The sequence below is a fragment of the Mesorhizobium waitakense genome, from assembly GCF_056431085.1.
Window position 1 is genome coordinate 1 of record NZ_JBWKME010000154.1, and the last position, 25,991, is coordinate 25,991.

At 62.7% G+C, this 25,991-nt stretch carries 28 protein-coding genes and 2 pseudogenes; 20 read left to right on the plus strand and 10 right to left on the minus strand.

Features of this window, described 5'->3' with window-relative positions:
- From AC07FD_RS29175 to AC07FD_RS29190, 4 genes and pseudogenes are all read left to right on the plus strand, one after another.
- Nucleotides 1–1,009: acyltransferase family protein (locus tag AC07FD_RS29175; RefSeq protein ID WP_478352658.1), on the plus strand; the 1,009-nt coding region annotated here is incomplete at its 5' end.
- Between the two features lie 140 nt (nt 1,010–1,149).
- Nucleotides 1,150–2,209 (plus strand): annotated as a pseudogene (locus AC07FD_RS29180) (glycerophosphodiester phosphodiesterase family protein).
- 64 nt (nt 2,210–2,273) lie between these two features.
- The gene (locus tag AC07FD_RS29185; protein ID WP_478352659.1) at nt 2,274–3,221 is read left to right on the plus strand and encodes an MFS transporter; all 948 of its coding nucleotides are present in this window, start codon (nt 2,274–2,276) and stop codon (nt 3,219–3,221) included.
- Nucleotides 3,124–3,687 carry an MFS transporter gene (locus AC07FD_RS29190; RefSeq protein ID WP_478352660.1) on the plus strand — a complete coding sequence of 188 codons (564 nt, stop codon included), beginning with the start codon at nt 3,124–3,126 and terminating at the stop codon, nt 3,685–3,687. The genes AC07FD_RS29185 and AC07FD_RS29190 overlap by 98 nt, the downstream gene beginning before the upstream one ends.
- A gap of 85 nt (nt 3,688–3,772) precedes the next feature.
- On the opposite strand, the gene AC07FD_RS29195 is transcribed toward AC07FD_RS29190, so the two are convergent.
- The gene (locus AC07FD_RS29195; protein WP_478352661.1) at nt 3,773–4,651 is read right to left on the minus strand and encodes an aldo/keto reductase family oxidoreductase; all 879 of its coding nucleotides are present in this window, start codon (nt 4,649–4,651) and stop codon (nt 3,773–3,775) included.
- A gap of 91 nt (nt 4,652–4,742) precedes the next feature.
- On the opposite strand from AC07FD_RS29195, the gene AC07FD_RS29200 reads away from it, so the two are divergent.
- Nucleotides 4,743–5,642, plus strand: a complete 900-nt coding sequence (locus tag AC07FD_RS29200; RefSeq protein WP_478352662.1) for a LysR family transcriptional regulator — start codon at nt 4,743–4,745, stop codon at nt 5,640–5,642.
- Nucleotides 5,643–5,851: 209 nt separating this feature from the next.
- Here the strand turns inward: AC07FD_RS29200 and rpsI are convergent, their stop codons facing one another.
- From rpsI to AC07FD_RS29215, 3 genes are all read right to left on the minus strand, one after another.
- Entirely contained in the window at nt 5,852–6,334 is a 483-nt protein-coding gene (gene rpsI / locus AC07FD_RS29205; protein WP_457152847.1) for a 30S ribosomal protein S9, read from the minus strand.
- 1 nt (nt 6,335) lies between these two features.
- A complete protein-coding gene (gene rplM, locus AC07FD_RS29210; RefSeq protein ID WP_010915638.1) occupies nt 6,336–6,800 on the minus strand; it encodes a 50S ribosomal protein L13 in 465 nt (154 codons plus the stop codon).
- A gap of 216 nt (nt 6,801–7,016) precedes the next feature.
- Complete coding sequence (locus AC07FD_RS29215; RefSeq protein ID WP_478352663.1) at nt 7,017–7,481, minus strand: PaaI family thioesterase; 465 nt, start codon at nt 7,479–7,481, stop codon at nt 7,017–7,019.
- Between the two features lie 214 nt (nt 7,482–7,695).
- Here AC07FD_RS29215 and AC07FD_RS29220 point away from each other — a divergent pair, with 214 nt between their 5' ends.
- From AC07FD_RS29220 to AC07FD_RS29250, 7 genes and pseudogenes are all read left to right on the plus strand, one after another.
- Nucleotides 7,696–8,517, plus strand: coding sequence for an enoyl-CoA hydratase (locus AC07FD_RS29220; RefSeq protein WP_478352664.1), 822 nt, complete (start codon nt 7,696–7,698; stop codon nt 8,515–8,517).
- A 2-nt stretch (nt 8,518–8,519) separates the two neighbouring features.
- Nucleotides 8,520–8,942, plus strand: a complete 423-nt coding sequence (locus tag AC07FD_RS29225; protein ID WP_478352665.1) for a VOC family protein — start codon at nt 8,520–8,522, stop codon at nt 8,940–8,942.
- Nucleotides 8,942–9,063 (plus strand): annotated as a pseudogene (locus tag AC07FD_RS29230) (AAA family ATPase); the annotation flags it as partial. The gene AC07FD_RS29225 and the pseudogene AC07FD_RS29230, both read left to right, overlap by 1 nt.
- A 38-nt stretch (nt 9,064–9,101) precedes the next feature.
- Nucleotides 9,102–9,866, plus strand: a complete 765-nt coding sequence (locus AC07FD_RS29235; RefSeq protein WP_478352666.1) for a GNAT family N-acetyltransferase — start codon at nt 9,102–9,104, stop codon at nt 9,864–9,866.
- Complete coding sequence (locus tag AC07FD_RS29240) at nt 9,853–10,374, plus strand: CoA-binding protein (RefSeq protein WP_478352667.1); 522 nt, start codon at nt 9,853–9,855, stop codon at nt 10,372–10,374. The genes AC07FD_RS29235 and AC07FD_RS29240 overlap by 14 nt, the downstream gene beginning before the upstream one ends.
- A gap of 253 nt (nt 10,375–10,627) precedes the next feature.
- A complete protein-coding gene (locus tag AC07FD_RS29245) occupies nt 10,628–11,908 on the plus strand; it encodes an O-acetylhomoserine aminocarboxypropyltransferase (protein WP_478352668.1) in 1,281 nt (426 codons plus the stop codon).
- A gap of 6 nt (nt 11,909–11,914) precedes the next feature.
- Nucleotides 11,915–12,259: a cupin domain-containing protein gene (locus tag AC07FD_RS29250; protein ID WP_095081251.1), complete on the plus strand. Its 345-nt coding sequence runs from the start codon at nt 11,915–11,917 to the stop codon at nt 12,257–12,259.
- A gap of 70 nt (nt 12,260–12,329) precedes the next feature.
- Here AC07FD_RS29250 and AC07FD_RS29255 read toward each other — a convergent pair whose 3' ends face one another.
- Nucleotides 12,330–13,058 (minus strand): transporter substrate-binding domain-containing protein, encoded by a 729-nt coding sequence (locus AC07FD_RS29255; RefSeq protein WP_478352669.1) that lies wholly within the window; start codon nt 13,056–13,058, stop codon nt 12,330–12,332.
- 12 nt (nt 13,059–13,070) lie between these two features.
- Complete coding sequence (locus AC07FD_RS29260; RefSeq protein WP_478352670.1) at nt 13,071–13,793, minus strand: hypothetical protein; 723 nt, start codon at nt 13,791–13,793, stop codon at nt 13,071–13,073.
- A gap of 75 nt (nt 13,794–13,868) precedes the next feature.
- Between AC07FD_RS29260 and AC07FD_RS29265 the strand changes: the two genes are divergently transcribed.
- Nucleotides 13,869–14,204, plus strand: coding sequence for a hypothetical protein (locus AC07FD_RS29265; protein ID WP_478352671.1), 336 nt, complete (start codon nt 13,869–13,871; stop codon nt 14,202–14,204).
- On the opposite strand, the gene AC07FD_RS29270 is transcribed toward AC07FD_RS29265, so the two are convergent.
- Nucleotides 14,162–15,412, minus strand: coding sequence for a cytochrome P450 (locus AC07FD_RS29270; protein ID WP_478352677.1), 1,251 nt, complete (start codon nt 15,410–15,412; stop codon nt 14,162–14,164). The genes AC07FD_RS29265 and AC07FD_RS29270 overlap by 43 nt on opposite strands.
- 103 nt (nt 15,413–15,515) lie before the next feature.
- Here AC07FD_RS29270 and AC07FD_RS29275 point away from each other — a divergent pair, with 103 nt between their 5' ends.
- On the plus strand, nt 15,516–16,619 hold the full coding sequence (locus tag AC07FD_RS29275) for an NAD(P)/FAD-dependent oxidoreductase (RefSeq protein ID WP_478352678.1): 1,104 nt from the start codon (nt 15,516–15,518) through the stop codon (nt 16,617–16,619).
- Between the two features lie 23 nt (nt 16,620–16,642).
- Here AC07FD_RS29275 and AC07FD_RS29280 read toward each other — a convergent pair whose 3' ends face one another.
- Together AC07FD_RS29280 and AC07FD_RS29285 are read right to left on the minus strand one after the other, a co-directional pair.
- Nucleotides 16,643–16,837, minus strand: a complete 195-nt coding sequence (locus AC07FD_RS29280; protein ID WP_478352672.1) for a hypothetical protein — start codon at nt 16,835–16,837, stop codon at nt 16,643–16,645.
- Nucleotides 16,830–17,420 carry a hypothetical protein gene (locus tag AC07FD_RS29285; RefSeq protein ID WP_478352673.1) on the minus strand — a complete coding sequence of 197 codons (591 nt, stop codon included), beginning with the start codon at nt 17,418–17,420 and terminating at the stop codon, nt 16,830–16,832. Before AC07FD_RS29285 ends, AC07FD_RS29280 begins: the two co-directional genes overlap by 8 nt.
- A gap of 352 nt (nt 17,421–17,772) precedes the next feature.
- Between AC07FD_RS29285 and clpP the strand changes: the two genes are divergently transcribed.
- The 4 genes from clpP (at nt 17,773) to AC07FD_RS29305 (ending at nt 23,265) form a co-directional block, all read left to right on the plus strand.
- Nucleotides 17,773–18,402, plus strand: a complete 630-nt coding sequence (gene clpP / locus AC07FD_RS29290) for an ATP-dependent Clp endopeptidase proteolytic subunit ClpP (RefSeq protein ID WP_457155424.1) — start codon at nt 17,773–17,775, stop codon at nt 18,400–18,402.
- A 295-nt stretch (nt 18,403–18,697) separates the two neighbouring features.
- A complete protein-coding gene (gene clpX, locus AC07FD_RS29295; protein ID WP_023759839.1) occupies nt 18,698–19,972 on the plus strand; it encodes an ATP-dependent Clp protease ATP-binding subunit ClpX in 1,275 nt (424 codons plus the stop codon).
- Between the two features lie 306 nt (nt 19,973–20,278).
- Nucleotides 20,279–22,690, plus strand: a complete 2,412-nt coding sequence (gene lon / locus AC07FD_RS29300) for an endopeptidase La (RefSeq protein WP_184870800.1) — start codon at nt 20,279–20,281, stop codon at nt 22,688–22,690.
- A 302-nt stretch (nt 22,691–22,992) separates the two neighbouring features.
- Complete coding sequence (locus tag AC07FD_RS29305) at nt 22,993–23,265, plus strand: HU family DNA-binding protein (RefSeq protein ID WP_023798342.1); 273 nt, start codon at nt 22,993–22,995, stop codon at nt 23,263–23,265.
- A 153-nt stretch (nt 23,266–23,418) separates the two neighbouring features.
- On the opposite strand, the gene AC07FD_RS29310 is transcribed toward AC07FD_RS29305, so the two are convergent.
- Nucleotides 23,419–24,441 (minus strand): aldo/keto reductase, encoded by a 1,023-nt coding sequence (locus tag AC07FD_RS29310; RefSeq protein ID WP_478352674.1) that lies wholly within the window; start codon nt 24,439–24,441, stop codon nt 23,419–23,421.
- A 176-nt stretch (nt 24,442–24,617) separates the two neighbouring features.
- On the opposite strand from AC07FD_RS29310, the gene AC07FD_RS29315 reads away from it, so the two are divergent.
- Entirely contained in the window at nt 24,618–25,184 is a 567-nt protein-coding gene (locus AC07FD_RS29315) for an SIS domain-containing protein (protein WP_478352675.1), read from the plus strand.
- 3 nt (nt 25,185–25,187) lie between these two features.
- A complete protein-coding gene (locus tag AC07FD_RS29320) occupies nt 25,188–25,931 on the plus strand; it encodes a creatininase family protein (RefSeq protein WP_478352676.1) in 744 nt (247 codons plus the stop codon).
- Nucleotides 25,932–25,991: the final 60 nt, after the last annotated feature.

Consider the following 25,991-nt stretch of genomic DNA (forward strand, 5'->3'; position numbering starts at 1 on the left):
CGTCCGTCAGCACGAATCGTTCCATCCAAAGCTTGAATCACAATCCAATCTCAGGCGGAATCCTGAATCTCAACAAGCCTTAGTCCGTTTCGGCCGCATCTACCCGCTGCACCTGCTCATGCTGGCCGCCTTTGCCGGCTTCGAGCTGCTGCGGCTGGTGCTGCCGCAACTGCATGGCACCGGGCCTGCTCCCTTCACCGGGGGCTTCGACCTCAGGAGCCTGCTTGCCAACCTTCTCTTGCTGCAAGGCGTCGGCTTCGAGGATCACCTGACCTGGAATGCGCCAAGCTGGAGCATTTCGGCGGAGTTCTTCGCCTATCTGCTGTTTGCGGGCGTGGTCTTCGTCGCCGGCGAGCTCGCCTGGATATGGTTCGTCGGCGCTGCCGTCACCGCGCCGCTGTTCCTGCTTGGCTTCTCGACCCACCATATGGATGTGTCCTTCGATTTCGGCTTCATCCGCTGCCTGTACGGCTTCTCGCTGGGCGCATTGCTTGCCTGGTTTCAGCATGATTCCATTGCAGGGGCGCGACAGGCCTTGGCCAAGGACGGCCCGCGCATGGCCTGGACTCTTGCCGAGATCGTCATGGTCGCCGTCATCGTGCTTTTTGTCTCGCTGTCGGGCGACAATGATTTTGGCATCGCGGCACCCCTGGTGTTCGCGCTGGCGCTGTTCCTCTTCGCGCATGAAGGCGGCTGGATCAGTGCCCTGCTAAGGACGCCGTTCATGCTGACGCTCGGCGCGCTGTCCTATTCGATCTACATGGTCCACATCTTCGTCCAGGCACGCATGATCAACATCGCCGGGCTCGTCGAGCGCAAGCTTGGCGTCGGCCTGATCGACGACATCGTGTTGCGCGGCCAGCCGGCGACCGGCTTCGGCGCCGGCTGGACAGGGGCCGTGGCGATCGTCGTCATGCTTGTCGCCACCATCGCCGCCTCCTGGATCACCTGGCGTTTCGTCGAAATGCCGGCCATGGCGTGGTTCCGCCGGCTGTCGAAACGCATCTGACGCGAGCATGATCCCGAAAAGTGGAAGCCGGTTCTCGGAAAAGATCATGCTCAAACAAGACATCTGCTAGCCGGCTTCGTTCACCGGGCTGTCACGGGCATCGCCTATCCGGGTTTCGATCCGGCAAGGAGCGATTCTCGATGCGGACCATCTGGCTGAGCCTTCTGCTTTGCGCGGCACTTGCGGCCGCCTCTGGCCAATCATTGGCAGGAGAAACCCGCGCCAGGCAGATCCTCGACCGCTTCGAACATGCCAACCAGTGGCGCGACCACGTCATGATCGCCGCGCATCGCGCCGGCAGCATGCAGGCCGGCAAGACGCTCTATGCGGAAAATTCGATCGCGGCCGTCAAAGGTTCGATCGCCATGGGCGCCGAAATCGTCGAGGTCGACATCAGGCGCTCGAAGGACGGTGAGTTCGTCGTCATGCATGACAGCTGGCTCGACCGCACCACGACCTGCAAGGGCGAAGTGGTGAAGTACACGCTGGCCGAACTGAAGACCTGCCGACTGGTGGTTGAGGGTACCGGCGCCATCACCAATGAAACAGTTTCGACGCTGCGCGAGATGCTGCTGGCGACCAGGGACCGGATCCTCATCAACCTCGACAACAAGCTCGAGGTCGGCGACCTCTCCGGCATGATTGCGGTGGCTCGCGATCTCGGCATGGCCGAACAGGTCATCGTCAAAGGAGAACCTGTGGAACGCCACCCGGATTGCCACGGTCAAGGCCGCCATGGATGCCATCGGTGGCGGCTTCCAGTTCATGCCGATCATTGCTGACGACGCCGTGCATGATGCTGGTTTCGCCGAGACGGTCGACCACGCCTTCTCGCCGCGCGCCACCGAGCTGATCAACTGGCGGGCAGGCGCCGAGACGCTGACCGAGACCGGCGGGCCGCTGTTCAGCACGCGCATGCGCGCGGCCGCGGTGCGTGGCAACTGGCACATCTCGGCCGACACCTACGCCATCGTCAACAAGCCGGGCGGCTTCCTCGCCGGTGGCCGCGGCGACGAGCTGGCGGTCCAGGCCAGCCTGCCGCGCGAGACATATGGCTTCTGGGCCGATCGCGGCGCCACCATCATCCAGACCGACGAGCCGAAGGCGGCAATCGACTGGCTGGCGGCGAATGGCTACCGCGTGCCTTACGCCGGGCAGGGCGAGCGCATCGGGCCGGCCGCGACCGCCAGCATCAACTGATCTGCCGCCACTGAGATCCCGGCGTTGTTGTCGCAGGGGTGCGTCTGCTGACGGAACGGTGTCAGTGAAAAGCCGCTATCCATGGGACATGTCCGACACCACGCTTTTCAACCGTCCCGCCCATCTCGCCTATGCCTCAACCGTCGCCGCGACCAGTCTCGGCTTCGTGGTGGTGCAGCTGGATGTGTCCATCGTCAATGTTGCGCTCAACCGGATCGGCTCGGCGCTGGTGGTAGGCATCAGCGGCCTGCAATGGGTCGTGGACGCCTATACGCTTGCTTTCGCCTCGCTGCTTTTGGCGGGCGGTGCGCTCGGCGACAGGATCGGCGCCCGCCGTGTTTTCGTCGGCGGTATGGCGCTGTTCAGCATTGCGTCGCTGGTCTGCGGCCTGGCGCAAAGTGCCTGGGTGCTGATCGCGGCACGCGCCGTGCAGGGCGCGGGCGCTGCCTTGTTGATGCCGTGTTCGCTGGCGCTCCTCAACCGCGCCTATGCCTCCGACAAGGCACGCCGGGCGCGCGCCGTTGGCCTGTGGACAGCGGCAGGCGGCATCGCGCTGTCGGCCGGGCCGGTGCTCGGCGGCTTCATGGTCACGTCGCTTGGCTGGGAAAGCATTTTCCTGGTCAACCTGCCCATCGGCGTCCTCGCCATCTGGATGGCTTACCGGTTTCTTCAGGAAACGCCGCTCAAGGCCGAGAGGCCGCCGATCGATTGGGCCGGGCAGGGCCTCGTCGTGCTGACGCTGTTCGCGCTGACGGGTTCCTTCATCGAAGCCGGCTCATCGGGTTGGACTTCGGCACCAGTCATCGGCGGACTGATCGCTGGCGGCGGTTGCCGGAAGTGTTTTCCTGCTGGTCGAGAGCAGGACGAGGGCGCCGATGTTTCCCCTCGGCCTGTTTGCCAGCCGCGTGCCGGCGGTGACGAGCCTTGTCGGGCTGGTGGTGAACCTGACGCTCTACGGCACGATCTTCATGCTCAGTCTGTATTTCCAGCAGGAAAGGCATTTTTCGCCTGAGATGACCGGGCTCGCCTTCCTGCCGTTCATGGCGGCGGTCACCGTGTCGAACATCGCTGCCGGGCGCATCGCCGCAAACCATGGCGCACGATTGCCGATGGCGATCGGCCTGCTGACCGGCGCGGTCGGTTTTGGCCTGATGTCGCTGATCCGGGCCGATACATCCTATCTGTCGCTGCTCTGGCGCCTGCTGTTCCTGCCCGTCGGCATTGGCCTTGCCGTTCCCGCCATGACCACGGTGCTGTTGTCTGCCGTGCCGACGGAGATGTCGGGAACCGCGTCCGGCGTGCTCAACACCGTGCGCCAGTCCGGTGGCGCCATCGGCGTGGCGCTGTTTGGCTCGGCGTTGGCGCTGGGCACGATCGAGGGAATGCGGCTGGTCTTTCTGGCCTCGGCCCTTGCGGTGGCCGGCTCGGCGCTCTGTGCGTTCCTGTTCATCCGGGGTGCCGACCATTCCTCTGGATAAGAATGCCCAATGAAAAGGCCGCCCGCAGGCGACCTTTTTTGGGCCATTGGTCGAATACTGCTGTCGCCAGGTGGGCGTCGCATGGTCAAACCGAGGCGACGCTCGCTATGCCGTCCAACGCCCTGAGCGTATCCTCCGAAAGCGCAAGTTCGGCCGCCGCGAGGTTTTCCCGCAGATGCCCGACCGAAGACGTGCCGGGGATCAGCAGGATGTTGGGCGCGCGGTGCAGCAGCCAGGCGAGCGCGACCTGCATCGGGGTGGCGCCGAGGCGCGCGGCGACCGCCGACAAGGTGGACGATTGCAGCGGGTTGAAGCCGCCGAGCGGGAAGAACGGCACATAGGCGATGCCGTCACGGGCGAGGTCGTCGATCAGGGCGTCGTCGCCGCGATGCGCCAGATTGTACTGGTTCTGCACGCAGACGATCTCGGTGATCCCACGTCCTTCCTTGATTTGCGCCGACGTCACGTTGCTCAGTCCGATGTGCCTGACCAGGCCCTGCTGTTGAAGCTCGGCCAGAACGGTGAGCGGCGCTTCGATCGACCCTTCGGCGGGACCATGGGTATCGAACATGATCCGCAGGTTGACCACGTCGAGCACATCGAGGCCGAGATTGTGCAGATTGTCGTGCACGGCCTGGGTCAGTGCTTCGGCGGAAAAGGCCGACAGCCATGATCCATCCGTGCCCCGCCGGGCGCCGATCTTGGTGACGATGACGAGATCCTTGGGGTAGGGGGCCAGCGCCTCGCGGATCAGCAGGTTGGTCAGGTGCGGGCCATAGAAGTCGCTGGTGTCGATGTGATCGACGCCTTGCAGAACGGCTTCGCGCAGCACGGCCACTGCCGCGTCATGGTCCTTGGGCGGCCCGAACACACCGGGCCCGGCGAGCTGCATGGCCCCGTAGCCGAGCCGCTTCACGGTGTGGCTGCCAAGGGTGAAGGTGCCGGCCTGTTGGATAGTGGACATGATTGAACTCCTTTGAGGAGGCGAAGATAGGTGCTGCTCAATCTTGTGATAATCAGGTACAATCCACACAGGCTGTACGGAATTGCGAACAATGATGGATCTCAGTGACCTGAACGCCTTCGTGGTGGTGGCGCGCGCCGGGGGCTTTCGCGATGGTGCGCGCGCCAGTGGCGGCAGCGCCTCTGGCTTGAGCGAGGCGGTGCGTCGCCTGGAAGCGCAGCTCGGCGTCAGGCTGTTCAACCGCACCACGCGCAGCGTTGTCCCGACCGAGGCCGGTCTCAGCCTGCTGGAGAGGCTCGGTCCGGCTCTGTCGGAGGTGGAGGCCGCCCTCGACGTGGTGAATGGCTTTCGCGACAGGCCGGCGGGCTCGTTGCGTCTCAATGTGCCGGTCAGCGCCGCCCGGCTGATATTGCCCGGCATTGTTCCGGGCTTCCTCGCCGCCTTTCCCGGCATCCGGCTGGAGGTGATCGCCGATGAGAACTTTGTCGACGTGCTGGCGGCCGGGTGCGACGCCGGCATCCGCTACGACGAGCGGCTGGAACAGGACATGATCGCGGTGCCGATTGGACCGCGCGTGCAGCGTTTCGCCACCGCCGCCAGCCCTGTCTATCTCGATCGCCATGGGCGGCCGCAACATCCGAGCGACCTGCTCGGCCACGCCTGTGTACGCGGCCGCTTTGCCAGCGGCGCGATGCTGCCATGGGAATTCGAGCGCGATGGCGAAGTGGTACGGATCGATCCGACGGGGCCGCTGATCGTGCGGATCGGCGGGGCGACCGATCTGGCCGTCGATGCGGCCATCGCCGGCACCGGCATCGTCGGCCTCTTCGAGGGCTGGCTTCGCCCGCACTTCGAAGGCGGCGCGCTTGAACCCATTCTCGAACCGTGGTGGCAGAGCTTTTCCGGGCCGTTTCTCTATTATCCGGGCCGCCGCCTCGTGCCGGCCCCGCTGCGGGCGTTCATCGACTATATCAAGGCCGGCAGACCCTGAGACCTGCGCCAGCATGAATTGCGTTGGCGCCGTCACCCCACCTGGCGCTACGCGCCGACCTCCCCATCGAGGGGAGGTAGGGTGCCGCGCTCTTCTACCTCCCCTTGATGGGGAGGTCGCGCCGAAGGCGCGGGTGGGGTGATGGCGGAGCCGCAAAACAAAAAGGCCGCCCGAAGGCGGCCTTTTCGATTGGCAAAACTGCGGAGCGCTTAGCGCTTCGAGAACTGGAAGCTGCGGCGGGCTTTCGCCTTGCCGTACTTCTTGCGCTCGACGACGCGGCTGTCGCGGGTCAGGAAGCCGCCCTTCTTGAGCACGGCGCGCAGCGCCGGCTCGTAGTAGGTCAGCGCCTTGGAGATGCCGTGGCGCACCGCGCCGGCCTGGCCCGAGAGGCCGCCGCCGATGACGGTGGCAACGATGTCGTACTGGCCCGAGCGGTTGGAGGCGATGATCGGCTGGTTGAGGATCATCTGCAGGACCGGACGCGCGAAATAGGTCGCGAATTCCTTGTCGTTGACTATGATCTTGCCGGAACCCGGCTTCACCCAGACACGCGCGATGGCGTTCTTGCGCTTGCCGGTGGCGTAGGCGCGGCCCGACTTGTCGAGCTTCTGGACATGGACGGGTGCCGCGGCCTGCGTATTGGTGTTGCCGGTGGCGGCGCCCAGTTCTGCGAGCGAGGAAAGCTCAGCCATCTTATGCGACCTTCTTGTTCTTGGAATTCAGCTTGGCCACGTCGAGAACTTCGGGCTGCTGGGCGACATGCGGATGCTCTGCACCTGCATAGACGCGCAGGTTCTTCATCTGCCGACGGCCGAGCGGGCCACGCGGGACCATGCGCTCAACGGCCTTCTCGACGACACGCTCGGGGAAACGACCCTCAAGCAGCTGGCGCGCGGTGCGCTCCTTGATGCCGCCGGGGTGGCCGGTGTGCCAGTAATAGACCTTGTCAGTGAACTTCTTGCCGGTGAACACCACCTTGTCGGCATTGATGACGATGACGTTGTCGCCGTCGTCGACATGCGGGGTGAAGGTCGGCTTGTGCTTGCCGCGAAGATGATTGGCGATGACAGTGGCGAGACGGCCGACGACGAGACCCTCGGCGTCGATCAGGATCCACTTCTTCACCACATCCGCAGGCTTCTGCGAAAAGGTTGTCATGTTTTCTGCTTTCGGTTCGGACCTTCACGAGGGAAGGCGTTTCTTGTTGCTTGGATTGGCGATGAGACGCTTGCCCGCCGCCAATAACAAAACGGCGGCCTTTGCGGGCCGCTGCTTCGTGAGGGCTTATAGGCGAGGGCAGTTGTCGCGTCAAGGCCATCAAAAGGGCCGATAGCAGGAAAAGTATAGCAGAAACAACGATTTGGGTAAAAGGTATTATTTTACCACACCACCATTTCGCTTCGGCGGGATCGAATAGGTGCCGGTGGCATGGGCCACCGTATGTCCGTCCGGGCCGGCGACGATGTCGATGTCGAACACCATCAGGCTCTTTCCCAGCTTCAGGATACGGCAATGGCCATCGATCGGTCCGGCCTCGGCCTTGCGGACGAAGTTGATGTCGAGGTTGACTGTAACGGAAAGCGCGTCCGGCCCGGCATGAGAGAGCACGCAGACATAGCCGCCGATATCGGCCAGCGTGAACAGCGACGGACCCGACACCGTGCCGCCAGGGCGCAGGTGCCGCTCGTCGGCATTGAGCCGCACGATGCAACCGCCCGCAAACACGTCGATCGCCTCGTAGTGTTTGAACTGGTCGTTGAGCTGGGGATAGACGCTTCCCATCAGCGCGTTGACTTCCGCCGCGGTCAGCACCGGCTTGAGATTGCTCTGGGCGGGCATGGCGGTCTCCCTCATGTTGCGCCTGTTTGAACGCGGCCAGGCATTCTGGCAACACCGTTTCAGCCGTCATTGATGACAATCCTAAGCCATAGGGACAAATGCAGGGCAGCCTTGTCGCTTGTGCCAGCAATTTGTTTGATGGTGTTGGACGAAGCGTGATGGCGTACTAGATTTGAAGCATGCAACCATGATCCAGAATCGCGGAGAAACGACCATGGCTGAAATCCTTGCCATCAAGCTTGCCGTCGTTGAAGGTCCGGTTGTCGCACAACTGGACAAGGGCGTGCTGCGCCTCACTCTTGCCAATCCGCCCGCCAACGCTCTGTCGCTGGCGGTGATGGCGGCGCTGACGGCGGAACTCGAGCGCGCCAAGGCCGACAAGGCGGTTCGCGTCATCGTTCTTTCGGCAGCCGGCAAGGTGTTCTGCGCCGGCCATGATCTCAAGGAAATGACGGCGCGCCGTGCCGACGCCGATCATGGCAAGGCCTTCTTCGCAGAGACGTTTGCGGCGTGTGCCACGCTGATGCAGGCGATCGTGCGTCATCCCTTGCCGGTCATCGCCGAGGTTGACGGCCTTGCCACCGCCGCCGGGCTGCAACTGGTCGCCAGCTGCGACCTGGCGATTGCGTCGCATGAGGCGACCTTCTGCACCCCGGGCGTCAACATCGGCCTGTTCTGCTCGACGCCGATGGTGGCGCTGTCGCGGAACGTCTCGCGCAAGCACGCGATGGAGATGCTGCTGACCGGCGAGACGATCGATGCGGCAACCGCCAAGGAATTCGGCCTGGTCAACCGCGTCGTGCCACGCGAATATCTGAATCAGATTGTCACCAAATACGCGCAAACCATTGCTTCCAAATCATCTTTGGTGGTCAAAACCGGCAAGGAGGCCTTTTACGCGCAGGCCGAGATGGGACTGGCCGACGCCTATGCCTATACCGGCGCGATCATGGTCGAGAACATGCTGGCGCGCGACGCGGAGGAGGGCATTGGCGCCTTCATCGGCAAGCGCAGGCCGCAATGGACGGACGAGTAATCGTGGAACCGCGCATCTCCATCATCACCATCGCGACGGACGATCTCGACCGCGCCGTGCGCTTCTACGAGGCGATGGGCCTGACCCGCCATGCCGGCATCACCGACGGTGTCGCCTTTTTCCAGATGGGCGGCGCCATTCTCGGCCTGTTCCCGCGCGCCAGCGCAGAGGAGGATTCGGGCGTTGCCTTCACTGGGGCGCCGTCCGCCGTCTACCTCGCTTACAACACGCGCTCCAATGCCGAAGTCGACGTGGTTCTCGCCATGGCGGAAAAAGCCGGCGGTCGCATCGTCAAGCCAGCAAGTCGCGCCTTCTGGGGCGGCTGGTACGGTTATTTCGCCGATGCCGATGGGCATGTCTGGGAAGTGGCGCACAATCCAGCCTTCCCGATCGCGGAGGACGGCACGATTTCGCTGCCCGATTAATGGCTTGTCGCAAGCAGCTGACGCGGCTCAAGGCACCCTATCTCAAGCGCATCCTGCTTGACCCGGCGCGGGTGGGGGAAAATATCCGTGGAACCTGCCGCTGTTTCGCTGCCACGATTTCGCAGGCCCTTATGGAGGGGCGCTGAGGGAGGATGATGCGTGATCGCCAATGACGACGATCTCAACTGGCGCAGCGAACAGGCGTGCCACGAAGCCTGGCCGGCAGCGGCCGAAACCGTCGTCGACGGCTGGCTTCTCAGGCGCTCCGGTGGCCGGACCCGGCGCGCAAACTCGGTCAATCCCTTGCGTGGCAAGCGCGGTGCACCCGACAAGGTCATCGACGCCGCCGAGTCCTTCTATGTCGGCCACGACCAGACGCCGCTGTTTCGGGTGCCTGATATCGCTGACGAGCTCGAAGCCGCACTCGACCATCGCGGTTATCAGCCCGAAGACGGAACCATCCATCTTTATGCCGGTATCGACGACCTGGCGGAGATCCGCGACGGGCGCGTCACTGTATCGCCGGTGCCCGGCGAAGACTGGCTCGCAGCGCGGTTTCGCATGGGCGCCTACGACGACATCGATCGCCGGGTCTTTCGCGAGATGACGGGGCTGATCGCCGGCGACCGGGCGTTCGTGTCTTGTGAACGCGACAGCGAAATTGCCGCCCTGGCCTATGGCGTCATCAGCAACGGGCTGCTTGTGGTGGAATCGGTTGAAACCGACGGCCGCTTCAGGCAGCAAGGCTTGGGCCGCAAGACGGTCGGCGGTCTGATCGACTGGGCGCGACGGGCGGGTGCTGACGCGGCATGCCTGCAAGTGGTGGCCGACAATGCGCCAGGCCGCGCGCTCTATGCTTCGCTTGGGTTCAGCCGTGAACTTTACCGCTATCACTACCGCAGGAAGCCGCATGAACCACGATAGTTACGACAACACCTACATCGCCGGCATCCTCAATTCGGTGAAGACTATCGCCATGGTCGGCGCGTCCGCCAATGACGTGCGGCCAAGCTATTTCGTGCTGAAATATCTGCTGGCCAAGGGGTTTTCGGTGTTTCCGATCAACCCTGGCAAGGCCGGCAAGCAAATCCTCGGCCGTATGACCTATGCCAGGCTGGCCGATGTTCCCGAACCGATCGACATGGTCGACATCTTTCGCGCGGCGTCGGCAGTGCCGGGCATTGTCGATGAGGTGTTGCGGCTCGAACCCTTGCCGAAAGTCCTCTGGATGCAGCTTGGCGTACGCCATGACGAGACAGCCGCACGCGCCGAGGCCGCCGGCATCAAGGTGGTGATGAACCGCTGCCCCAAGATCGAATATGGCAAGCTGTCCGGCGAGATCGGTTGGACTGGTGTCAATTCCGGCGTGCTGTCATCGAAGAAGCCGCTGATGCGCCCCGGGTTCCAGAGTTTCGGCGTTCGCCAGAAATGATGCATGTCGCCCAAAAGTGCGCAGCGGTTTTGGGACAACGACATGCACCAAAAAAGGAGCCTCTAAGGCGCGTCGGATAAAGTCCTTCAAACGCGGCACGCCTTAGAAGCAAAAATTATTCCGCAAGGCCGTGTATTTTCTCGCGTCCCGGCCGCAGATCGTTCGCCGAAGGGCATTTTCTTCTTTGCATTCGCGCCCGGGCTTCGCCAAGAATGCCCGTCCATTTCAAGAGTTTCAAAAAAGGGAGGTTTCGATGACCCGCACGCCCGGTTTCAACACGCTCGCCGTCCATGCCGGCGCCAAGCCTGACCCGGCCACCGGCGCCCGGGCCACGCCGATCTACCAGACGACCTCCTTCGTCTTCGACGATGCCGATCATGCCGCCTCGCTGTTCGGGCTCAAGGCCTTCGGCAATATCTACACCCGCATCATGAACCCGACGCAGGCAGTGCTGGAGGAACGCATGGCGGCCCTCGAGGGCGGCACGGCAGCACTTGCGGTCGCCTCCGGCCATGCCGCGCAAGTGATCGTGTTCCACAATCTGATGCAGCCGGGCGACAATTTCGTCGCCGCCAACAAGCTTTATGGCGGCTCGATCAACCAGTTCGGCCACGCCTTCAAGAATTATGGCTGGGAGGTGCGTTGGGCCGACACCAATGACATCTCGACCTTCGAGAGCCAGATCGACGACAGGACCAAGGCGATCTTCATCGAGAGCCTCGCCAATCCGGGCGGCACCTTTGTCGATATCGAGAAGATCGGCGACATCGCGCGCAAGCACGGCCTGCCGCTCATCGTCGACAACACGCTGGCCTCGCCCTACCTGATCCGCCCGATCGAGCACGGCGCCGACATCGTCGTCCATTCGCTGACCAAATTCATCGGCGGTCACGGCAATTCGATCGGTGGCGCCATCGTCGACGGCGGCACCTTCGACTGGTCCAAGTCGGGCAAGTACCCGATGCTGTCGGAACCGCGCCCCGAATATGGCGGCCTTATCCTGCACGAAACGTTCGGCAATTTCGCTTTCGCCATTGCCGCACGCGTGCTTGGCCTGCGCGATCTCGGCCCGGCGATTTCGCCGTTCAACGCCTTCCTGATCCTGACCGGCCTGGAAACCTTGCCGCTGCGCATGCAACGCCACTGCGACAATGCCGTGACCGTCGCCGCCTGGCTGTCCAATCATCCCAAGGTCGCCTCGGTGAATTATCCCGGCCTGCCCTCAGACAAGAACCACGCGCTGCAGAAGAAGTACTCGCCGCAAGGCGCCGGCGCCGTGTTCACCTTCGGCCTCAAGGGCGGCTATGACGCCGGCGTCAAATTCGTCGAGGCGCTGGAACTGTTTTCGCACCTCGCAAATGTCGGCGACACCAAGTCGCTGGTCATCCACCCGGCCTCGACCACGCACCGCCAGCTTTCCGACGAGCAGAAGATCAAGGCCGGAGCCGGTCCGGACACTGTGCGGCTTTCCATCGGCATCGAGGACGTCAACGACATCGTTGCCGACCTCGAACAGGCGCTTGCCAAGGTCTGATCGATCATGACCGCGTTTCTTTCCGTCGACATCAAAAACGTCGAACCCGAATCTGGCGCGCCGGCGCCGGATCGGCTGATCTCGGGCGATCCGAAATTCCGCACCTGGAACGTCGAGGAGCGTGACGGTGGCCTCTATGCCGGCATCTGGGAATCGACCCCGGGCAAATGGCGCATCGTCTATGACGAATGGGAATTCTGCCACATCCTGTCCGGCGTTTCGGTGATCGCCGAAGAAGGCGGTGCGGCGCGCACCGTCAAGGCCGGCGACAGCTTTGTGCTCAGGCCCGGCTTCAAGGGCAGCTGGGAAGTGCTTGAAACGACCCGCAAGGAGTATGTGATCAAGCTCTAATGCATGTCGCCCAAAAGTGGCCCCGGTTTTGGGGGAACGACATGCATAAAAACAGGCGTCCAGGCCGGGGTCAGGCGACGCGATCGATATCGCTGTCCGAAAATCCGTATCGCGCCATCATCTGCCGGTGCCAGTCACCGCCCAGCAATTCATCGAGGCAAGCATCGATGTCCCTGAGCAGGGCGCGGTTGCCCTTGGCGATTGCGAAGGCACCGGCCGATGGCTGTTTTTCGCTGGCCGGGACCTCGACAAGGCCAAGCGGCATTTCGGACCGCTGGGTCAGATAGCCTCGATGCGCCATCGCAACGCTGGCATAGGCATGCACCACGCCGTTGGCCACTGCGTCCGCCGCATCGGCCTGGGTTGCAAACATCCTGATCTGCTCCGGCGCAATCCCGTTGTACAACGCCGTGAGATGCTGCACCTGGTCGGTAATGACGCCAAGCAAAGCCGTCCGGTCCCTGGCAATGGACTGGTAGCCGCCAAAGCCGCGCGGATTGTCTTTCGCGACCAGCAATCCGTCCTGCAACGCCCAGATCGGCCGTGTGAAGTCGACAAGCTGCTGGCGCTCTTCGGAGACGAACAGGCCGGTCGTCATGGTCCAGCGGCCCTCGACCAGCCCTGGCAGCAATTCAGCGAATTCGGTTCCGATTGGCTTGAAGCCCGCCAATCCGAGCTTCTCGCCGAGCCTGCGCGCAAGCTCGACGTCACAGCCTGAGACCTCGCCCGATGCACCGGTGAAGCAGAATGGCGGCTCTTCGAGGAAGGCGAATTTCAACTCGGCCAGATGTTTGGGCAAACCGTCGCCATCCTATTTCGCCGGGAACTGGCCAAGGCAGGCCTCCGATGCCTTGTCGTGGAAGGTCAGGGCATTGGCGTCCTCTGCCTCGATATCGGCGTCAGAAATCTCGTTTCGATAATACTGCGCCACCAGATCGAGCCCCTCTTGGCTGATGCCCTGGGTGGGCATTTCGCGCGCAAGGCAGCCGCAAAGGCTGAGCGCTCGATCCGGTGAGCCAATTTTGTGGTTGGTGAGGATGAAGTCCTGTGCCGGACAGGCATCGAGAAAGCTGTCGAAATTCAACTTCTGCTGCGGCTGGTCGCCATGATTGAAGTAGGCCGGCGGCCATTGGCTCTTGCCGCTGGCGACATCGCAGCCGGTGCTGACGTCCTCGGCATTTTTCAGAAGCGCCTGCCAGGCAATCTCTTTCGCGCCCGTCGGATATTCGAAATTCTCGCCCAGCGATGCGGTGTACATATCGAGATCGGGCTGCGTGAAGCCGGTCACCTGAAACCGGCTGAACCGGCATTGGCATTCAGCGCTCACGCGTTCCGCTTCACCCTCCGCCGGCTGCTCGTTGGATCTGCTTTTCTGGCAGGCCGCCATGAAGGCGGCGCCATCGAGCGACGAGGCAGGAAACGTAGAGGCGTCGACATAGCGCTTTCCGTCCCAACCGATCATCATCTGGTCGGTCTGGATGTCGAGAAAACCGTTTCGTTTGAAGGCGCTGAGCCCGATCTTGTCCTGCGGCACCAGCCTTGCACCGGGAATGTCGCCGAGGACTTCCTGGTAGCTGTCGCCTTCGAGGACGAAAAGGAAGTTGCCGCAATGGATGCCGTCGCAGCCCGGCGCATAGCGATAGGCGAAGATCTCGGGAAAGCCGTCGAGGTTGAGATCGACCTCGACCGCAAAGGATGGCGGTGGGGATCCTTGGCTCCGGTCTGCCGCTCCAGCAGGCCGGCCGCCATTTTCTGGGCGATCGCCACGCTATTTTCCCACGGGATGTTCTCCGGCTGTTGCTGGGCGTGCGCCGCCCCCAGGCCCGCGCAAAGCATTGCCACTGCGAACGCCGTCGCCGTTCTCGAAAACACCCTCATGTCGCAGCCCCAGGCCCGCGATCGTCAGAAGCCGACGGCGAGCGTTTCCAGCCCATGGAAGTGGTAAGTGTCGCGGAAGCGGGGCGGTTCGGCAAGATGCAGCTTTGGCTGCCGGTCGAACAAGGTTTTCAGCGACACCTGCAATTCGAGCCGGGCCAGCGGCGCACCGATGCAGAAATGGATGCCGGCGCCGAAGGATACGTTCTTCTGGTCGGCGCGGTCCGGGTTGAAGGCGAGCGGTTCGGCGAAGGCGCGCGGGTCGTGATTGGCCATGCCGAGCAGCAGCCCGATCGTCTGGCCCGGCTGTACGACGATGCCGGGCGCGACTTCGAGCTCCTGATAGGCGTAGCGCGTGAACATGTGCAGTGGCGCGTCGAAGCGCAGGCATTCCTCGACTGTCGCCGCGGTGGCTTCGGGTGAGCCGAAGCAGCGACGGGGATCGCCGCCTTGCGACAGGATCGAGCGCACGGCATTGCCGGTCTGATGCACGGTCGCTTCATGGCCGGCATTGAGCAGCAGGATTGCCGAGGATACCATCTCGTCCTCCGACAGTTTCTGGCCGTCCTCCTGTGCCGAGATCAGCAGCGACAGCAGGTCGTCACCGGGGTTCTTGCGCCGCTCGGTGACATGGCTGCGCAGGAAATCGGCAAAATCGCCTGCGGCGCGGTTGGCCGTCTCCTCGGTTTCGCGCGTGCGGCTATGCATGTACATGGCGACCATCTGGTGCGACCAGTCGAGCAGTTGCGGCCCCATCTCGACCGGCACGCCGAGCATTTCTGCAATGATGGTGATCGGCAGCGGCGCCGCGAAGGCCGGCAGGAGGTCGACAGCCTTGCCCGGTTCGAAACGGTCGATCAACTCGTTGGCGAGCGCTTCGACGCGTGGCCGCAGCCGTTCGACCTGCCGCGAGACGAAGGCGCGGTTGACCAGCGTTCTCAGCCGCGTGTGCACCGGTGGCTCCAACTCCAGCATCGAATTGGCCTCGATGCCGTCGAATGCCCTGAGATGACCGCGGTCCTGGCCGACACCGCGCCTGTCTGGAATGCCGGCCGGGTTCTGGCGGCCGAAGCGACGATCGCGCAGCAGCCGGTTGACGTCGTCGAAGCAGCCAAAGCACCAGAAGCCGAACTCTTCCCAGAACATTGCATTCGAGGCGCCGTGCAGAAAGGCGTAGGCCTCGTAAGGATTTTGAAAAAAGGCCGGCTCGTGCGGGTCGAGCCGCAGGTGGCGGGTGGCTGGATCAAAGGCCAGATAAGGTGGCGTCGATTTAGTCATGCCAGACCAATAGCGCGGCTTGCCAGCCCGGTTCCAGACCGTATGTTGCGCCCGATAGCCCAATGCGTTGAGCCAGCCATATGGCTGCGGAAAGACTGACATGATGAATGTGATCGTTGTCGGCGCGGGCATTGCCGGTCTTTCCACCGCGTGGTCGCTGGTCAAGGCCGGCCACAGCGTTTCGATCGTCGAGCAGGGACCGATCCCCAACCCGCGGGCGGCATCAGGCGACCACCATCGCATCATCCGCCGTGCCTATCGGGCCGGTACCGGCTATGGCCGGCTGATCACCGAAGCCTATCAGGCCTGGGACGAGATGTGGGCCGATCTCGGCGAAAGCCACCTCGATCCCAGAGGTTTTGTCTGCATTTCGCGCGCGCCGGGCGACGAGGCCGAGGAATACCGCGAGGGCCTGGAGGAGGGGAATTTCCCTTTCGAATTGCTGGCGCCGGATGTAGCCGCGCAACGCTGGCCGTTTCTTGAGGCTGGCTCGTTCCGCTATGCCTATTTTTCGACCGAAGGCGGCGCGCTGCACTGCCGCAAGATCGCTTCCGGCCTGGCCAAATGGCTGCGGACCAATGGCGCCAATGTCTACGAGAACAGCAAGGTCGTCGAAATCGACGAGGAAACCGGCCACATCGTGCTCGAAAGCGGCGAAACCATGCAGGCCGACCGCATCGTCGTCGCTGCCGGCGCCTGGGTGTTGAAACTCTTCCCGGAACTGGACGGCGAGTTGAAGACCTATCGAACGGCACTTGCCTATGTCGAACCGCCGGCCGACCTAAAGGCCGCCTGGCAGGCAGCACCGGTCGTCCTCGATATCGGCGGCACGGTCGACGGCCACGTGATCCCGCCTTCCGGCGGCGCCGGCATGAAATTCGGTTCCGGACTGCACAGGGTGCCGACCAGCGACGCCGACTGGAACCGGGAGCCGGTGCCGGGCGAGGGCGAGGCGATCCGCAACCTGTTTTCGCCGCCGATCGCCCGCATCGATGAGTACAAGGTCACTGAGGTGGTCACCTGCGCCTACACCTTCACCGCCGACGAGAAGTTCCTGGTGCATGAGAAGGGCAGATGCCTGATCGTCTCGGCCTGCTCCGGCCATGGCTACAAGTTCGGCGCGGCGGTAGGCCGGCGCGTTGCGGCTGCCATTGGTGACGGCGATATCGCCGGCCTGAAGGCATGGCTGCGAGCGGAGGTGGCCTGAACGGACCCTCGTAAGACAGCGCGCTAGCCGGAGGCGTAAAAGAAAAGCGCCACTGCTGCGATCGTTAGAAAACCGAAGAACGCCGCATAAGCGTAGTATCCATCGGGTCCAGATGGGCTTTTCCATTTTAGCACCGCCGCGTCGTACAGGTCGTGTCGCAGGAAGAGATAAGCCGCAGCCGCACCAAAGGCGATGACGATCCAGCCAAGACTATCCATTGCAGTGCCTGGGAATATGCACGCGCCGCCAACCGGATGAACCCTCGCGGACCAGCACGCGCCGCGCCACCGTCCGGTAAGAGGCGGGAACATTGATGATGCGCCTTTGCTCCGGCTGCACCAGAACCTCCTCGGCGATGCTGTCATACTGCGCCGGGGTGACGACACGCCGTGTGCGTTCGGGCTGGATCACCACGGTCTCGGCGACACGCCCGTAGCGCGCCTTGTGCCAGACCTTGCACAGCACCTTGCGGCCATGGATGACGCGCCATTCCCAGGAATAGCCGCCATCATCGATCTGGACCGTATGGTAGACGGTGCGGGTGAGGGCGGGCACGACCTCGTAGGTCACTTGCGCCGGAACCGTCATCACCACGCGTTCGCGGGTGCCATAGATGGCCGGAACATAGTCGACCTGCTGGCCGGGCGGGCTGACCAGCACGTCTTCGTAGACGGTGTCGTAGACATCAGGCGTGCGGACCGGTTCATAGCATTCGACGGCGCGGCCGCCGGCCGCCGTTTGCGAAATCGTGCCGAGCACGGTCAGCCCGGCAATGGCGAAGCATGCGGTTTTCCTGAACATGACACTCCCCCTGTTGAACGGTACGAAGACGGTTCAACGTTGGATTGTAGGGGAAGCAGCGTCGGGTAAAAGGGGGATTTGCCGTATTTCGTTAAGCAATGCGGTTAAGAAATTGCTACGAATGGTGATGACATCGCCAAACGAATGGTGATGACATCGCCAAACGATGACGACACGGGTCGATGATTCCCGTGAATAACCTTGATTCGACTTACCCAGATGGCTAGGACGGGTCGGCCTTGCACAAGGATGAGCCGGCATCCTATTTACGGAATGACGATCCAGAACCGATTCTGCCCGATCTGCCAGCCTTCCCGGCGCCGGAATCCCACCGCGAGATAAGAGATAACTAATGAAGAACCCCGTCGAAACCTACATGAACCTCGTTCCGATGGTGGTCGAACAGACCAATCGCGGCGAGCGGGCCTACGACATTTTCTCGCGCCTCCTCAAGGAGCGCATCATTTTCATCACCGGTCCGGTCGAGGACGGCATGGCGACGCTGGTCTGCGCGCAGCTTTTGTTCCTGGAAGCCGAGAATCCGAAGAAGGAAATCAACCTCTATATCAACTCGCCGGGCGGCGTCGTCACCTCGGGCATGGCGATCTACGACACCATGCAGTTCATCAAGCCGGCAGTGTCGACGCTCTGCATCGGCCAGGCGGCCTCGATGGGGTCGCTGCTTTTGACCGCCGGCCACAAGGACATGCGCTTCGCCACGCCGAACGCCCGCATCATGGTTCACCAGCCTTCCGGCGGCTTCCAGGGCCAGGCGTCCGACATCGAGCGCCATGCCCAGGACATCATCAAGCTGAAGCGTCGCCTCAACGAGGTCTACGTCAAGCACACCGGCAAGAGCTACGAAGAGATCGAAAAGACGCTCGACCGCGACCATTTCATGACCGCCGACGAAGCCAGGGATTTCGGCCTCATCGACAAGGTCATTTCGTCGCGCGAGCCGGTAGAAGGCGTTGTGGCATAAGGGCTAGTTGGCAGTTGGATGGCGGCATCACGCGCTTTTGGCGTGTCTTGCGGCATTTCAGCCACAATTGCCTGTTCCCTCGGGGGCCAGGATTGCCTACGTTAAGGCTATGTTGAGTTTCGGCGGCTTAGCTTTATGCGGGGCTGTCGCGAATCATTGCCACGTTTTCTGATTTGTGTTTCGTACGGAATGCGTTGCAGGAGCCGGACACTGGCGGCGGCGGATTCCCGCGATAGATGAGAGTATGCGCCCTTTCAGCCAGACCATCGGCGGGCGGCCATGAAAGGACATGAAAATGAGCAAGGTCGGCAACAACAGCGGCGATTCCAAGAATACGCTCTACTGCTCGTTTTGCGGCAAAAGCCAGCACGAAGTGCGCAAGCTGATCGCCGGTCCGACGGTCTTCATCTGCGACGAGTGCGTCGAGCTCTGCATGGACATCATCCGCGAGGAGAACAAGACCTCGATGGTGAAGTCGCGCGAGGGCGTGCCGACACCGCAGGAGATCCTCAAGGTTCTCGACGACTATGTCATCGGCCAGCCCTACGCCAAGCGCGTGCTGTCGGTGGCCGTCCACAACCACTACAAGCGCCTCGCGCATGCCGGCAAGAACAACGATGTCGAACTGGCCAAATCGAACATCCTGCTGATCGGCCCGACCGGCTGCGGCAAGACGCTGCTGGCCCAGACGCTGGCCCGCATCATCGACGTGCCCTTCACCATGGCTGACGCGACGACACTGACCGAAGCCGGCTATGTCGGCGAGGATGTCGAAAACATCATCCTCAAGCTGTTGCAGTCGGCCGACTACAATGTCGAGCGGGCTCAGCGCGGCATCGTCTACATTGACGAGATCGACAAGATTTCGCGCAAGTCCGACAATCCCTCGATCACCCGCGACGTGTCGGGCGAGGGCGTGCAGCAGGCGCTGCTGAAGATCATGGAAGGCACCGTCGCCTCCGTGCCGCCGCAGGGCGGCAGGAAGCACCCACAGCAGGAATTCCTGCAGGTCGACACCGCCAACATCCTGTTCATCTGCGGCGGCGCTTTCGCCGGGCTGGACAAGATCATCTCGGATCGCGGCCGGAAAACCTCGATCGGCTTCGGCGCCATCGTCGCTTCGCCCGAGGATCGCCGCACCGGCGATGTCTTCCGCCTGGTAGAGCCCGAGGATCTCTTGAAATTCGGTCTTATCCCCGAATTTGTCGGCCGTCTGCCGGTCCTGGCAACACTGGAGGACCTCGACGAGCCGGCGCTGATCCAGATCCTGACCGAGCCGAAGAACGCGCTGGTCAAGCAGTATCAGCGGCTGTTCGAGATGGAGAATGTCGACCTGACCTTCCACGAGAACGCCCTGTCGGCGATCGCCAAGCGCGCCATCGAGCGCAAGACCGGCGCGCGCGGCCTGCGCTCGATCATGGAAGCGATCCTGCTCGACACGATGTTCGAACTGCCCGCGCTCGAAGGCGTGCGCGAAGTGGTTATTTCGGAAGAGGTGGTTACCGGTAGTGCCCGGCCGCTCTATATCTACTCCGAGCAGAAGGAAAAGAAGGGCAATGTCAGCGCCTGACATGAGCCCACAGCGGAATTTTGAAACGGCGCCGCAAGGCGCCGTTTTGCTGTCACGCAGGGTTTTGCGGCTGTGCCCGGTCTCGCCGTCGCAAATCTGTCACTTGCGGGTAAGTTGGAGGAGCGGATTTGTACGGGCCCCTTGATCTTTGTGGATCGTGCATCCAACTAACTGGAGAAGGCCGAGGTGCCCGATTTCTGTGCTGTAAAACTCCCGTCATAAACGGTGGTAGGCGGAACGATCCCCGGTCGTTAATATGAGATTCGCGGTTGGCTGATTGGCGGCCGCGACATGAAAGGTTGGACAATGGCCAAAATATCCAAGGCTCCCAGCGACGGCGTCTTCGCAGTCCTCCCACTGCGCGACATCGTGGTGTTCCCGCACATGATCGTTCCGCTCTTCGTCGGGCGTGAAAAGTCGATCAAGGCGCTGGAAGAGGTGATGGGTCAGGAGAAGCAGATCCTGCTCGCCACCCAGATGAATGCCGCCGACGACGATCCCGAGCCCGATGCCATCTTCGACATCGGCACGCTCGCCAATGTGCTGCAATTGCTGAAGCTGCCCGACGGCACCGTCAAGGTTCTGGTCGAAGGCGCCTCGCGCGCGAAAATCGTCTCGTTCACCGACCGCCCCGACTTCCACGAGGCCCGCGCCACGGCGCTGGTCGAGCCGGAAGAGGAAGAGGTCGAGGTTGAGGCGCTGGCTCGCTCGGTGGTCACCGACTTCGAGAACTACGTCAAGCTGAACAAGAAGATCTCGCCAGAAGTGGTGGGTGCCGCCAGCCAGATCGACGACTATTCCAAGCTCGCCGACACGGTCGCGTCGCATCTCGCCATCAAGATTCCTGAGAAGCAGGAAATGCTGGCCACGCTCTCGGTCAAGGAGCGGCTGGAAAAGGCGATGGGCTTCATGGAAGCCGAAATCTCCGTCCTGCAGGTGGAGAAGCGCATCCGTTCGCGCGTCAAGCGCCAGATGGAGAAGACACAGCGCGAATACTACCTCAACGAGCAGATGAAGGCGATCCAGAAGGAGCTCGGCGAAGGCGAGGACGGCCGCGACGAGGCTGCCGAGATCGAGGCGCGCATCAAGAAGACCAAGCTCTCCAAGGAGGCCCGCGAAAAGGCGGAAGCCGAGTTGAAGAAGCTCCGGACGATGTCGCCGATGTCGGCGGAATCGACCGTCGTGCGCAACTATCTCGACTGGATCCTGTCGATCCCGTGGGGCAAGAACTCCAAGGTCAAGCAGGACCTGGCTTTCGCGCAGAACGTGCTCGACACCGATCATTTCGGTCTCGACAAGGTCAAGGACCGCATCGTCGAGTACCTTGCCGTGCAAAGCCGCCAGAAGAAGCTGAAGGGGCCGATCCTGTGCCTCGTCGGCCCTCCCGGCGTCGGCAAGACCTCGCTCGGCAAGTCGATCGCCAAGGCGACCGGTCGCGAATTCATCCGTATGGCGCTCGGCGGCGTGCGTGACGAGGCCGAGATCCGTGGCCATCGGCGCACCTATATCGGCTCGATGCCCGGCAAGGTCATCCAGTCGATGAAGAAGGCGAAGAAGTCCAACCCGCTCTTCCTGCTCGACGAGATCGACAAGATGGGCCAGGACTTCCGTGGCGATCCGTCGTCGGCGCTGCTCGAGGTGCTCGATCCGGAACAGAACTCGACGTTCATGGACCATTACCTCGAGGTCGAATACGACCTGTCGAGCGTGATGTTCGTGACGACGGCGAACACGCTGAACATCCCTGCGCCCTTGATGGACCGCATGGAGATCATCCGTATCGCCGGCTACACCGAGGACGAGAAGATCGAGATCGCCAAGCGGCACCTGATGCCGAAGGTGGTGCGCGACCATGCCCTGCAGCCGAAGGAGTTCTCCGTCGGCGAGGACGCGATCCGCGCCATCATCCAGACCTACACCCGTGAAGCGGGCGTCAGAAGTCTGGAGCGCGAGCTGATGAAGCTTGGGCGCAAGGCGGTGACCGAGATCCTGAAGACGAAGAAGAAGACGGTCAACATCACGGCGGCGAACCTCGCCGACTACCTCGGTGTTCCGCGCTTCCGCTTCGGCCAGGTCGAGGCCGACGATCAGGTCGGTGTCGTTACCGGGCTTGCCTGGACGGAAGTCGGCGGCGAGCTGCTGACGGTCGAAGGTGTCATGATGCCCGGCAAGGGCCGCATGACGGTGACCGGCAACCTGCGCGACGTGATGAAGGAATCGATTTCGGCGGCGGCCTCATATGTCCGCTCGCGCGCCATCGATTTCGGCATCGAGCCGCCGCTGTTCGACAAGCGTGACATCCACGTGCACGTGCCGGAAGGTGCGACGCCCAAGGATGGACCGTCGGCCGGCGTGGCGATGGCGACCGCGATCATCTCGGTGCTGACCGGCATTCCGATCAAGGCCGATGTGGCGATGACCGGCGAGATCACGCTGCGCGGCAGGGTGCTGCCGATCGGTGGCCTCAAGGAGAAGCTGCTTGCCGCATTGCGCGGCGGCATCAAGAAGGTGCTGATCCCGGAAGACAACGCCAAGGACCTGGCGGAGATTCCGGACAACGTGAAGAACGGTATGGAGATCATTCCGGTCTCGCGGGTCGGTGAGGTGTTGCGCCACGCGCTGGTGCGTATGCCGGAGCCGATCGAGTGGGTCGAACCTGTCAATCCGCCGGCGACGACCGACACCGCGGATGATGCCGGCAAGACGCTTGCACATTAGAGCGGCGGCGCGCGTCCACCTGGACGCGCCAAGGACGCTCTGACACTCGGGACTTGCGCATGGTCCCTTCCGAAAACCGGCTACGGTTTTCGGGGTCATGCGTAAGTTTTCGCTAAGGTTGCAGTGCACAAACAGAGAGCCGGGCTTCGCGCCCGGCTTTTTCATGTGAAAAACCCCGGAATTCCGGGCTTTTTCCGCTTTTTCTTGGGCATTTCGACTTGGTTGCGGGAACGCTTCTTTCTAAAGTCCGTTTCCTGCCGGATGAGTCGTAAGTTCCGGTGTTCTCATGGAAGGGAATTTTTATGAACAAGAACGAACTGGTGTCCGCTGTCGCCGACGCCGCGAGCATTTCGAAGGGTGACGCACAGTCGGCGGTCGACGCGGTGTTTTCCGTGATCACCGGCGAACTGAAGAAGGGCGGCGATGTCCGGCTTGTCGGCTTTGGCAATTTCACCGTGTCAAAGCGTGCGGCTTCGACGGGCCGCAACCCGCAGACAGGCGCCGAAGTCCAGATCCCGGCGCGTACCGTGCCGAAGTTCTCGGCCGGCAAAGGCCTCAAGGACGCGGTCAACTAAGCGACTTTTTCTTTTCAGAGACCAGAAAAGCCGGGCCTGCCCGGCTTTTCTTTTTTTGTGCCCGACGCCGGTACACGCGACCAGAAAAGCCGGGCTTGCCCCGGCTTTTCTTTTTTGTGCCCGAGGATGTGCGTCGCGCGCGCCCGAACCAAACTATGCGGTCGGCGCCTCGGCGCGCATCAGGCCTTCCTGCTTGAGATCGGCCCAGAGCGCCGCCGGCAGTTTCGCATCGAGCAACGAACGGTTGCTCTCGACTTCGCTCGGCCGCTGGCCACCGGGGATCACCGAAACCACCGAAGGGTGCTGCAGCGGGAATTGCAGGGCAGCCTCGATCAGCCGCACGCCATGGCGCTTGCAGACGGCGTCGATGCGCGCGACGCGCTCCATGATATCCTGTGGCGCCTCGGAGTAGTTGTAGTACGCGCCGGGCTTTGGCCCGGTCGCCAGAATGCCGGAGTTGTAGGGTCCGCCGAGGACGATGCCGATGCCGCGCGCCTGGCAGAGCGGCAGGAAGGACGCCAGCGCCTCCTGTTCCAGCAGCGTATAGCGCCCGGCAAGCAGGAACAGGTCGAAATCGCCGCGCTCGGCCAGCGTCTGGGCAACCTGCCACTCATTGATGCCGCCACCGAACGCCTTGATCACGCCCTGGTCGCGCAGCGACAGCAGCCCGTAATAGCCCGAGCGCATGAACTCCTCGATGCGTCGGTCGGCCGCTTCCTTGCTGCCATGGGTGAAGATGTCGACATCATGCACGAAGAGGATGTCGATACGGTCTACGCCGAGGCGCTCGAGCGAGGCTTCGAACGAACGCATGACGCCGTCATAGCTGTAGTCGTAAACCTCGCGGCGCGACGGCGTGTCGAAGAACTTGCCGATGCCGGTGCGCTGTTCCGGCGGGCAGGCGCGCATGATGCGGCCGACCTTGCTCGACAGCACATAGTCATCGCGCTTCTTGGAGCGCAGGAACGGATTGAGCCGCGTTTCCGACAGGCCCAGCCCATAGAGCGGCGCGGTGTCGTAGTAGCGGCAGCCGGTCGCCCAGGCGGCCTCCAGCGTGGCGTTAGCGTCCTCGTCCGACACGGCACGGTAGAGATTGCCGAGCGGCGCGGTGCCGAAGCCGAGCTCGGTAAAAGCGATGCCGCCATTGCCGATGCGGTCGAAGTGCCGTGTCTTCATATTCTGCTGTCTGCCTCACTTGATTTGTCTGACATGACACTATCATGCCTGTGGCTCGGCAAAAGCGTTGCGGATCGTTGGACACGCATTTTCGCGGTTGCTAGCATGAGCGAAATCAAGCTGTTCGTCGAAGCAAGAGCGACAATCCCCGGGATGATTTCGATGCCAGGTTCGCCGTGACCGACAACAGCGAAAATCCGTTCAGGACCGCGCTTGGCGAACTCGGCAGCGTGCTGGCACGCGTCGACGGCAGCCGCATCGACGCCGCCTGCAAGATGCTCGCAGGAGCCGGACAAATCGTCGTCTATGGCTGCGGCCGCGAGGCCTTGCAGGTCAAGGGCTTTGCCATGCGGCTCTATCATCTCGGCCTGCCGGTCTCGGTGGTCGGCGACATGAACACGCCGCCGCTGGGACCCGGCGATGTCTTCCTGGCCAGTTCAGGGCCGGGAGAAACCTCTACCGTGCTCACCTTGATGCAGGTCGCGCACGGTGCCGGCGCAACGAACCTGCTGCTGACAGCCCAGGCCGAAAGCAGTGCGGCAAAGCGCGCCGATTTCACGCTGCTCATTCCCGCTCAGACCATGGCCAACGACCAGGGGACCGAGAAAACGTCGGTGCTGCCGATGGGCTCGGTGTTCGAAGGGGCGCTGTTCCTGCTGTTCGAGGTGATGGTGCTGAAGCTCAGGGAATTGATCGGCGCGTCGCCGGAAGCGATGCGTGACCGCCACACCAACATGGAATAGATCATGCGCTACGAACTGATGCTGCCGCACCAGATCCGCAAGGCGATCGCCGAGAACTGGCCGGTCGCCTTGCCCCTCGGCGTGCTCGAATACCATGGCGAGCACATGGCCGTCGGCATGGACACGCTGGCCGTCATCAAGACGCTGGAGCTGTTCGAGAAGGAGCGCGACATCGTCATCCTGCCGCCCTTCTACTACGGTGCGGCAAGCTACGCCGTGGCGGCGCCGGAAGGCAGCGGCTCGGTGCAGGTCGGTGGCAACGCGCTGGCGTCGTTCGGCGAAGAGCTGTTCTACAGCCTGCTGCGCATCGGCTTTCGCAACATCCACGCCATCATCCACCACCAGACCGAGAATTTCGCCGCCGGCATGCCGACCGATCTCGCCTTCAAGACCGCCGGCCGGCAGGCGATCTTCCGCTTCCTCGAAAAGGAGCGGGGCGAGGGCTGGTGGGGCTCGGAGGCGATGGCCGGCTATTATGCCCAGCACGCCGAGGGCGGCAATTTCTTCAACTGGGTGCAGGTGCATCCGCTGATGTCGGCGGCAATGAACGGCAAGTATCCGTTCGACCATGCCGGCATCGGCGAGACCTCGCTGATGCTGGCGCTATGCCCGGAAGCTGTCGATGCCAGTCACTTCGAAGACAACAAGAGCTGGTACACCGCGACCGCCAAGGACGCTTCGGCCGAGCTCGGGCAAAAGGGCGTCGCCATGATCATGGATCATTTGCGCGCGACGCTTTCGCGATAGCGCGTCTTTCCTTCTCCCCTTGTGGGAGAAGGTGGCCGAGCGAAGCTCGGTCGGATGAGC

Excerpts from the sequence above, each read along its gene's own strand:
- AC07FD_RS29195 (WP_478352661.1), bottom strand. The coding sequence starts at position 4,651 with ATGTCCACTATCCAACAGGCCGGCACCTTCACCCTTGGCAGCCACACC.
- AC07FD_RS29200 (WP_478352662.1), top strand. The coding sequence starts at position 4,743 with ATGATGGATCTCAGTGACCTGAACGCCTTCGTGGTGGTGGCGCGCGCC.
- rpsI (WP_457152847.1), bottom strand. The coding sequence starts at position 6,334 with ATGGCTGAGCTTTCCTCGCTCGCAGAACTGGGCGCCGCCACCGGCAAC.
- rplM (WP_010915638.1), bottom strand. The coding sequence starts at position 6,800 with ATGACAACCTTTTCGCAGAAGCCTGCGGATGTGGTGAAGAAGTGGATC.
- AC07FD_RS29215 (WP_478352663.1), bottom strand. The coding sequence starts at position 7,481 with ATGCCCGCCCAGAGCAATCTCAAGCCGGTGCTGACCGCGGCGGAAGTC.
- AC07FD_RS29220 (WP_478352664.1), top strand. The coding sequence starts at position 7,696 with ATGGCTGAAATCCTTGCCATCAAGCTTGCCGTCGTTGAAGGTCCGGTT.
- AC07FD_RS29240 (WP_478352667.1), top strand. The coding sequence starts at position 9,853 with ATGAACCACGATAGTTACGACAACACCTACATCGCCGGCATCCTCAAT.
- AC07FD_RS29245 (WP_478352668.1), top strand. The coding sequence starts at position 10,628 with ATGACCCGCACGCCCGGTTTCAACACGCTCGCCGTCCATGCCGGCGCC.
- AC07FD_RS29250 (WP_095081251.1), top strand. The coding sequence starts at position 11,915 with ATGACCGCGTTTCTTTCCGTCGACATCAAAAACGTCGAACCCGAATCT.
- AC07FD_RS29265 (WP_478352671.1), top strand. The coding sequence starts at position 13,869 with ATGGATGCCGTCGCAGCCCGGCGCATAGCGATAGGCGAAGATCTCGGG.
- AC07FD_RS29270 (WP_478352677.1), bottom strand. The coding sequence starts at position 15,412 with ATGACTAAATCGACGCCACCTTATCTGGCCTTTGATCCAGCCACCCGC.
- AC07FD_RS29275 (WP_478352678.1), top strand. The coding sequence starts at position 15,516 with ATGAATGTGATCGTTGTCGGCGCGGGCATTGCCGGTCTTTCCACCGCG.
- AC07FD_RS29280 (WP_478352672.1), bottom strand. The coding sequence starts at position 16,837 with ATGGATAGTCTTGGCTGGATCGTCATCGCCTTTGGTGCGGCTGCGGCT.
- AC07FD_RS29285 (WP_478352673.1), bottom strand. The coding sequence starts at position 17,420 with ATGTTCAGGAAAACCGCATGCTTCGCCATTGCCGGGCTGACCGTGCTC.
- clpP (WP_457155424.1), top strand. The coding sequence starts at position 17,773 with ATGAAGAACCCCGTCGAAACCTACATGAACCTCGTTCCGATGGTGGTC.
- clpX (WP_023759839.1), top strand. The coding sequence starts at position 18,698 with ATGAGCAAGGTCGGCAACAACAGCGGCGATTCCAAGAATACGCTCTAC.
- lon (WP_184870800.1), top strand. The coding sequence starts at position 20,279 with ATGGCCAAAATATCCAAGGCTCCCAGCGACGGCGTCTTCGCAGTCCTC.
- AC07FD_RS29305 (WP_023798342.1), top strand. The coding sequence starts at position 22,993 with ATGAACAAGAACGAACTGGTGTCCGCTGTCGCCGACGCCGCGAGCATT.
- AC07FD_RS29310 (WP_478352674.1), bottom strand. The coding sequence starts at position 24,441 with ATGAAGACACGGCACTTCGACCGCATCGGCAATGGCGGCATCGCTTTT.
- AC07FD_RS29320 (WP_478352676.1), top strand. The coding sequence starts at position 25,188 with ATGCGCTACGAACTGATGCTGCCGCACCAGATCCGCAAGGCGATCGCC.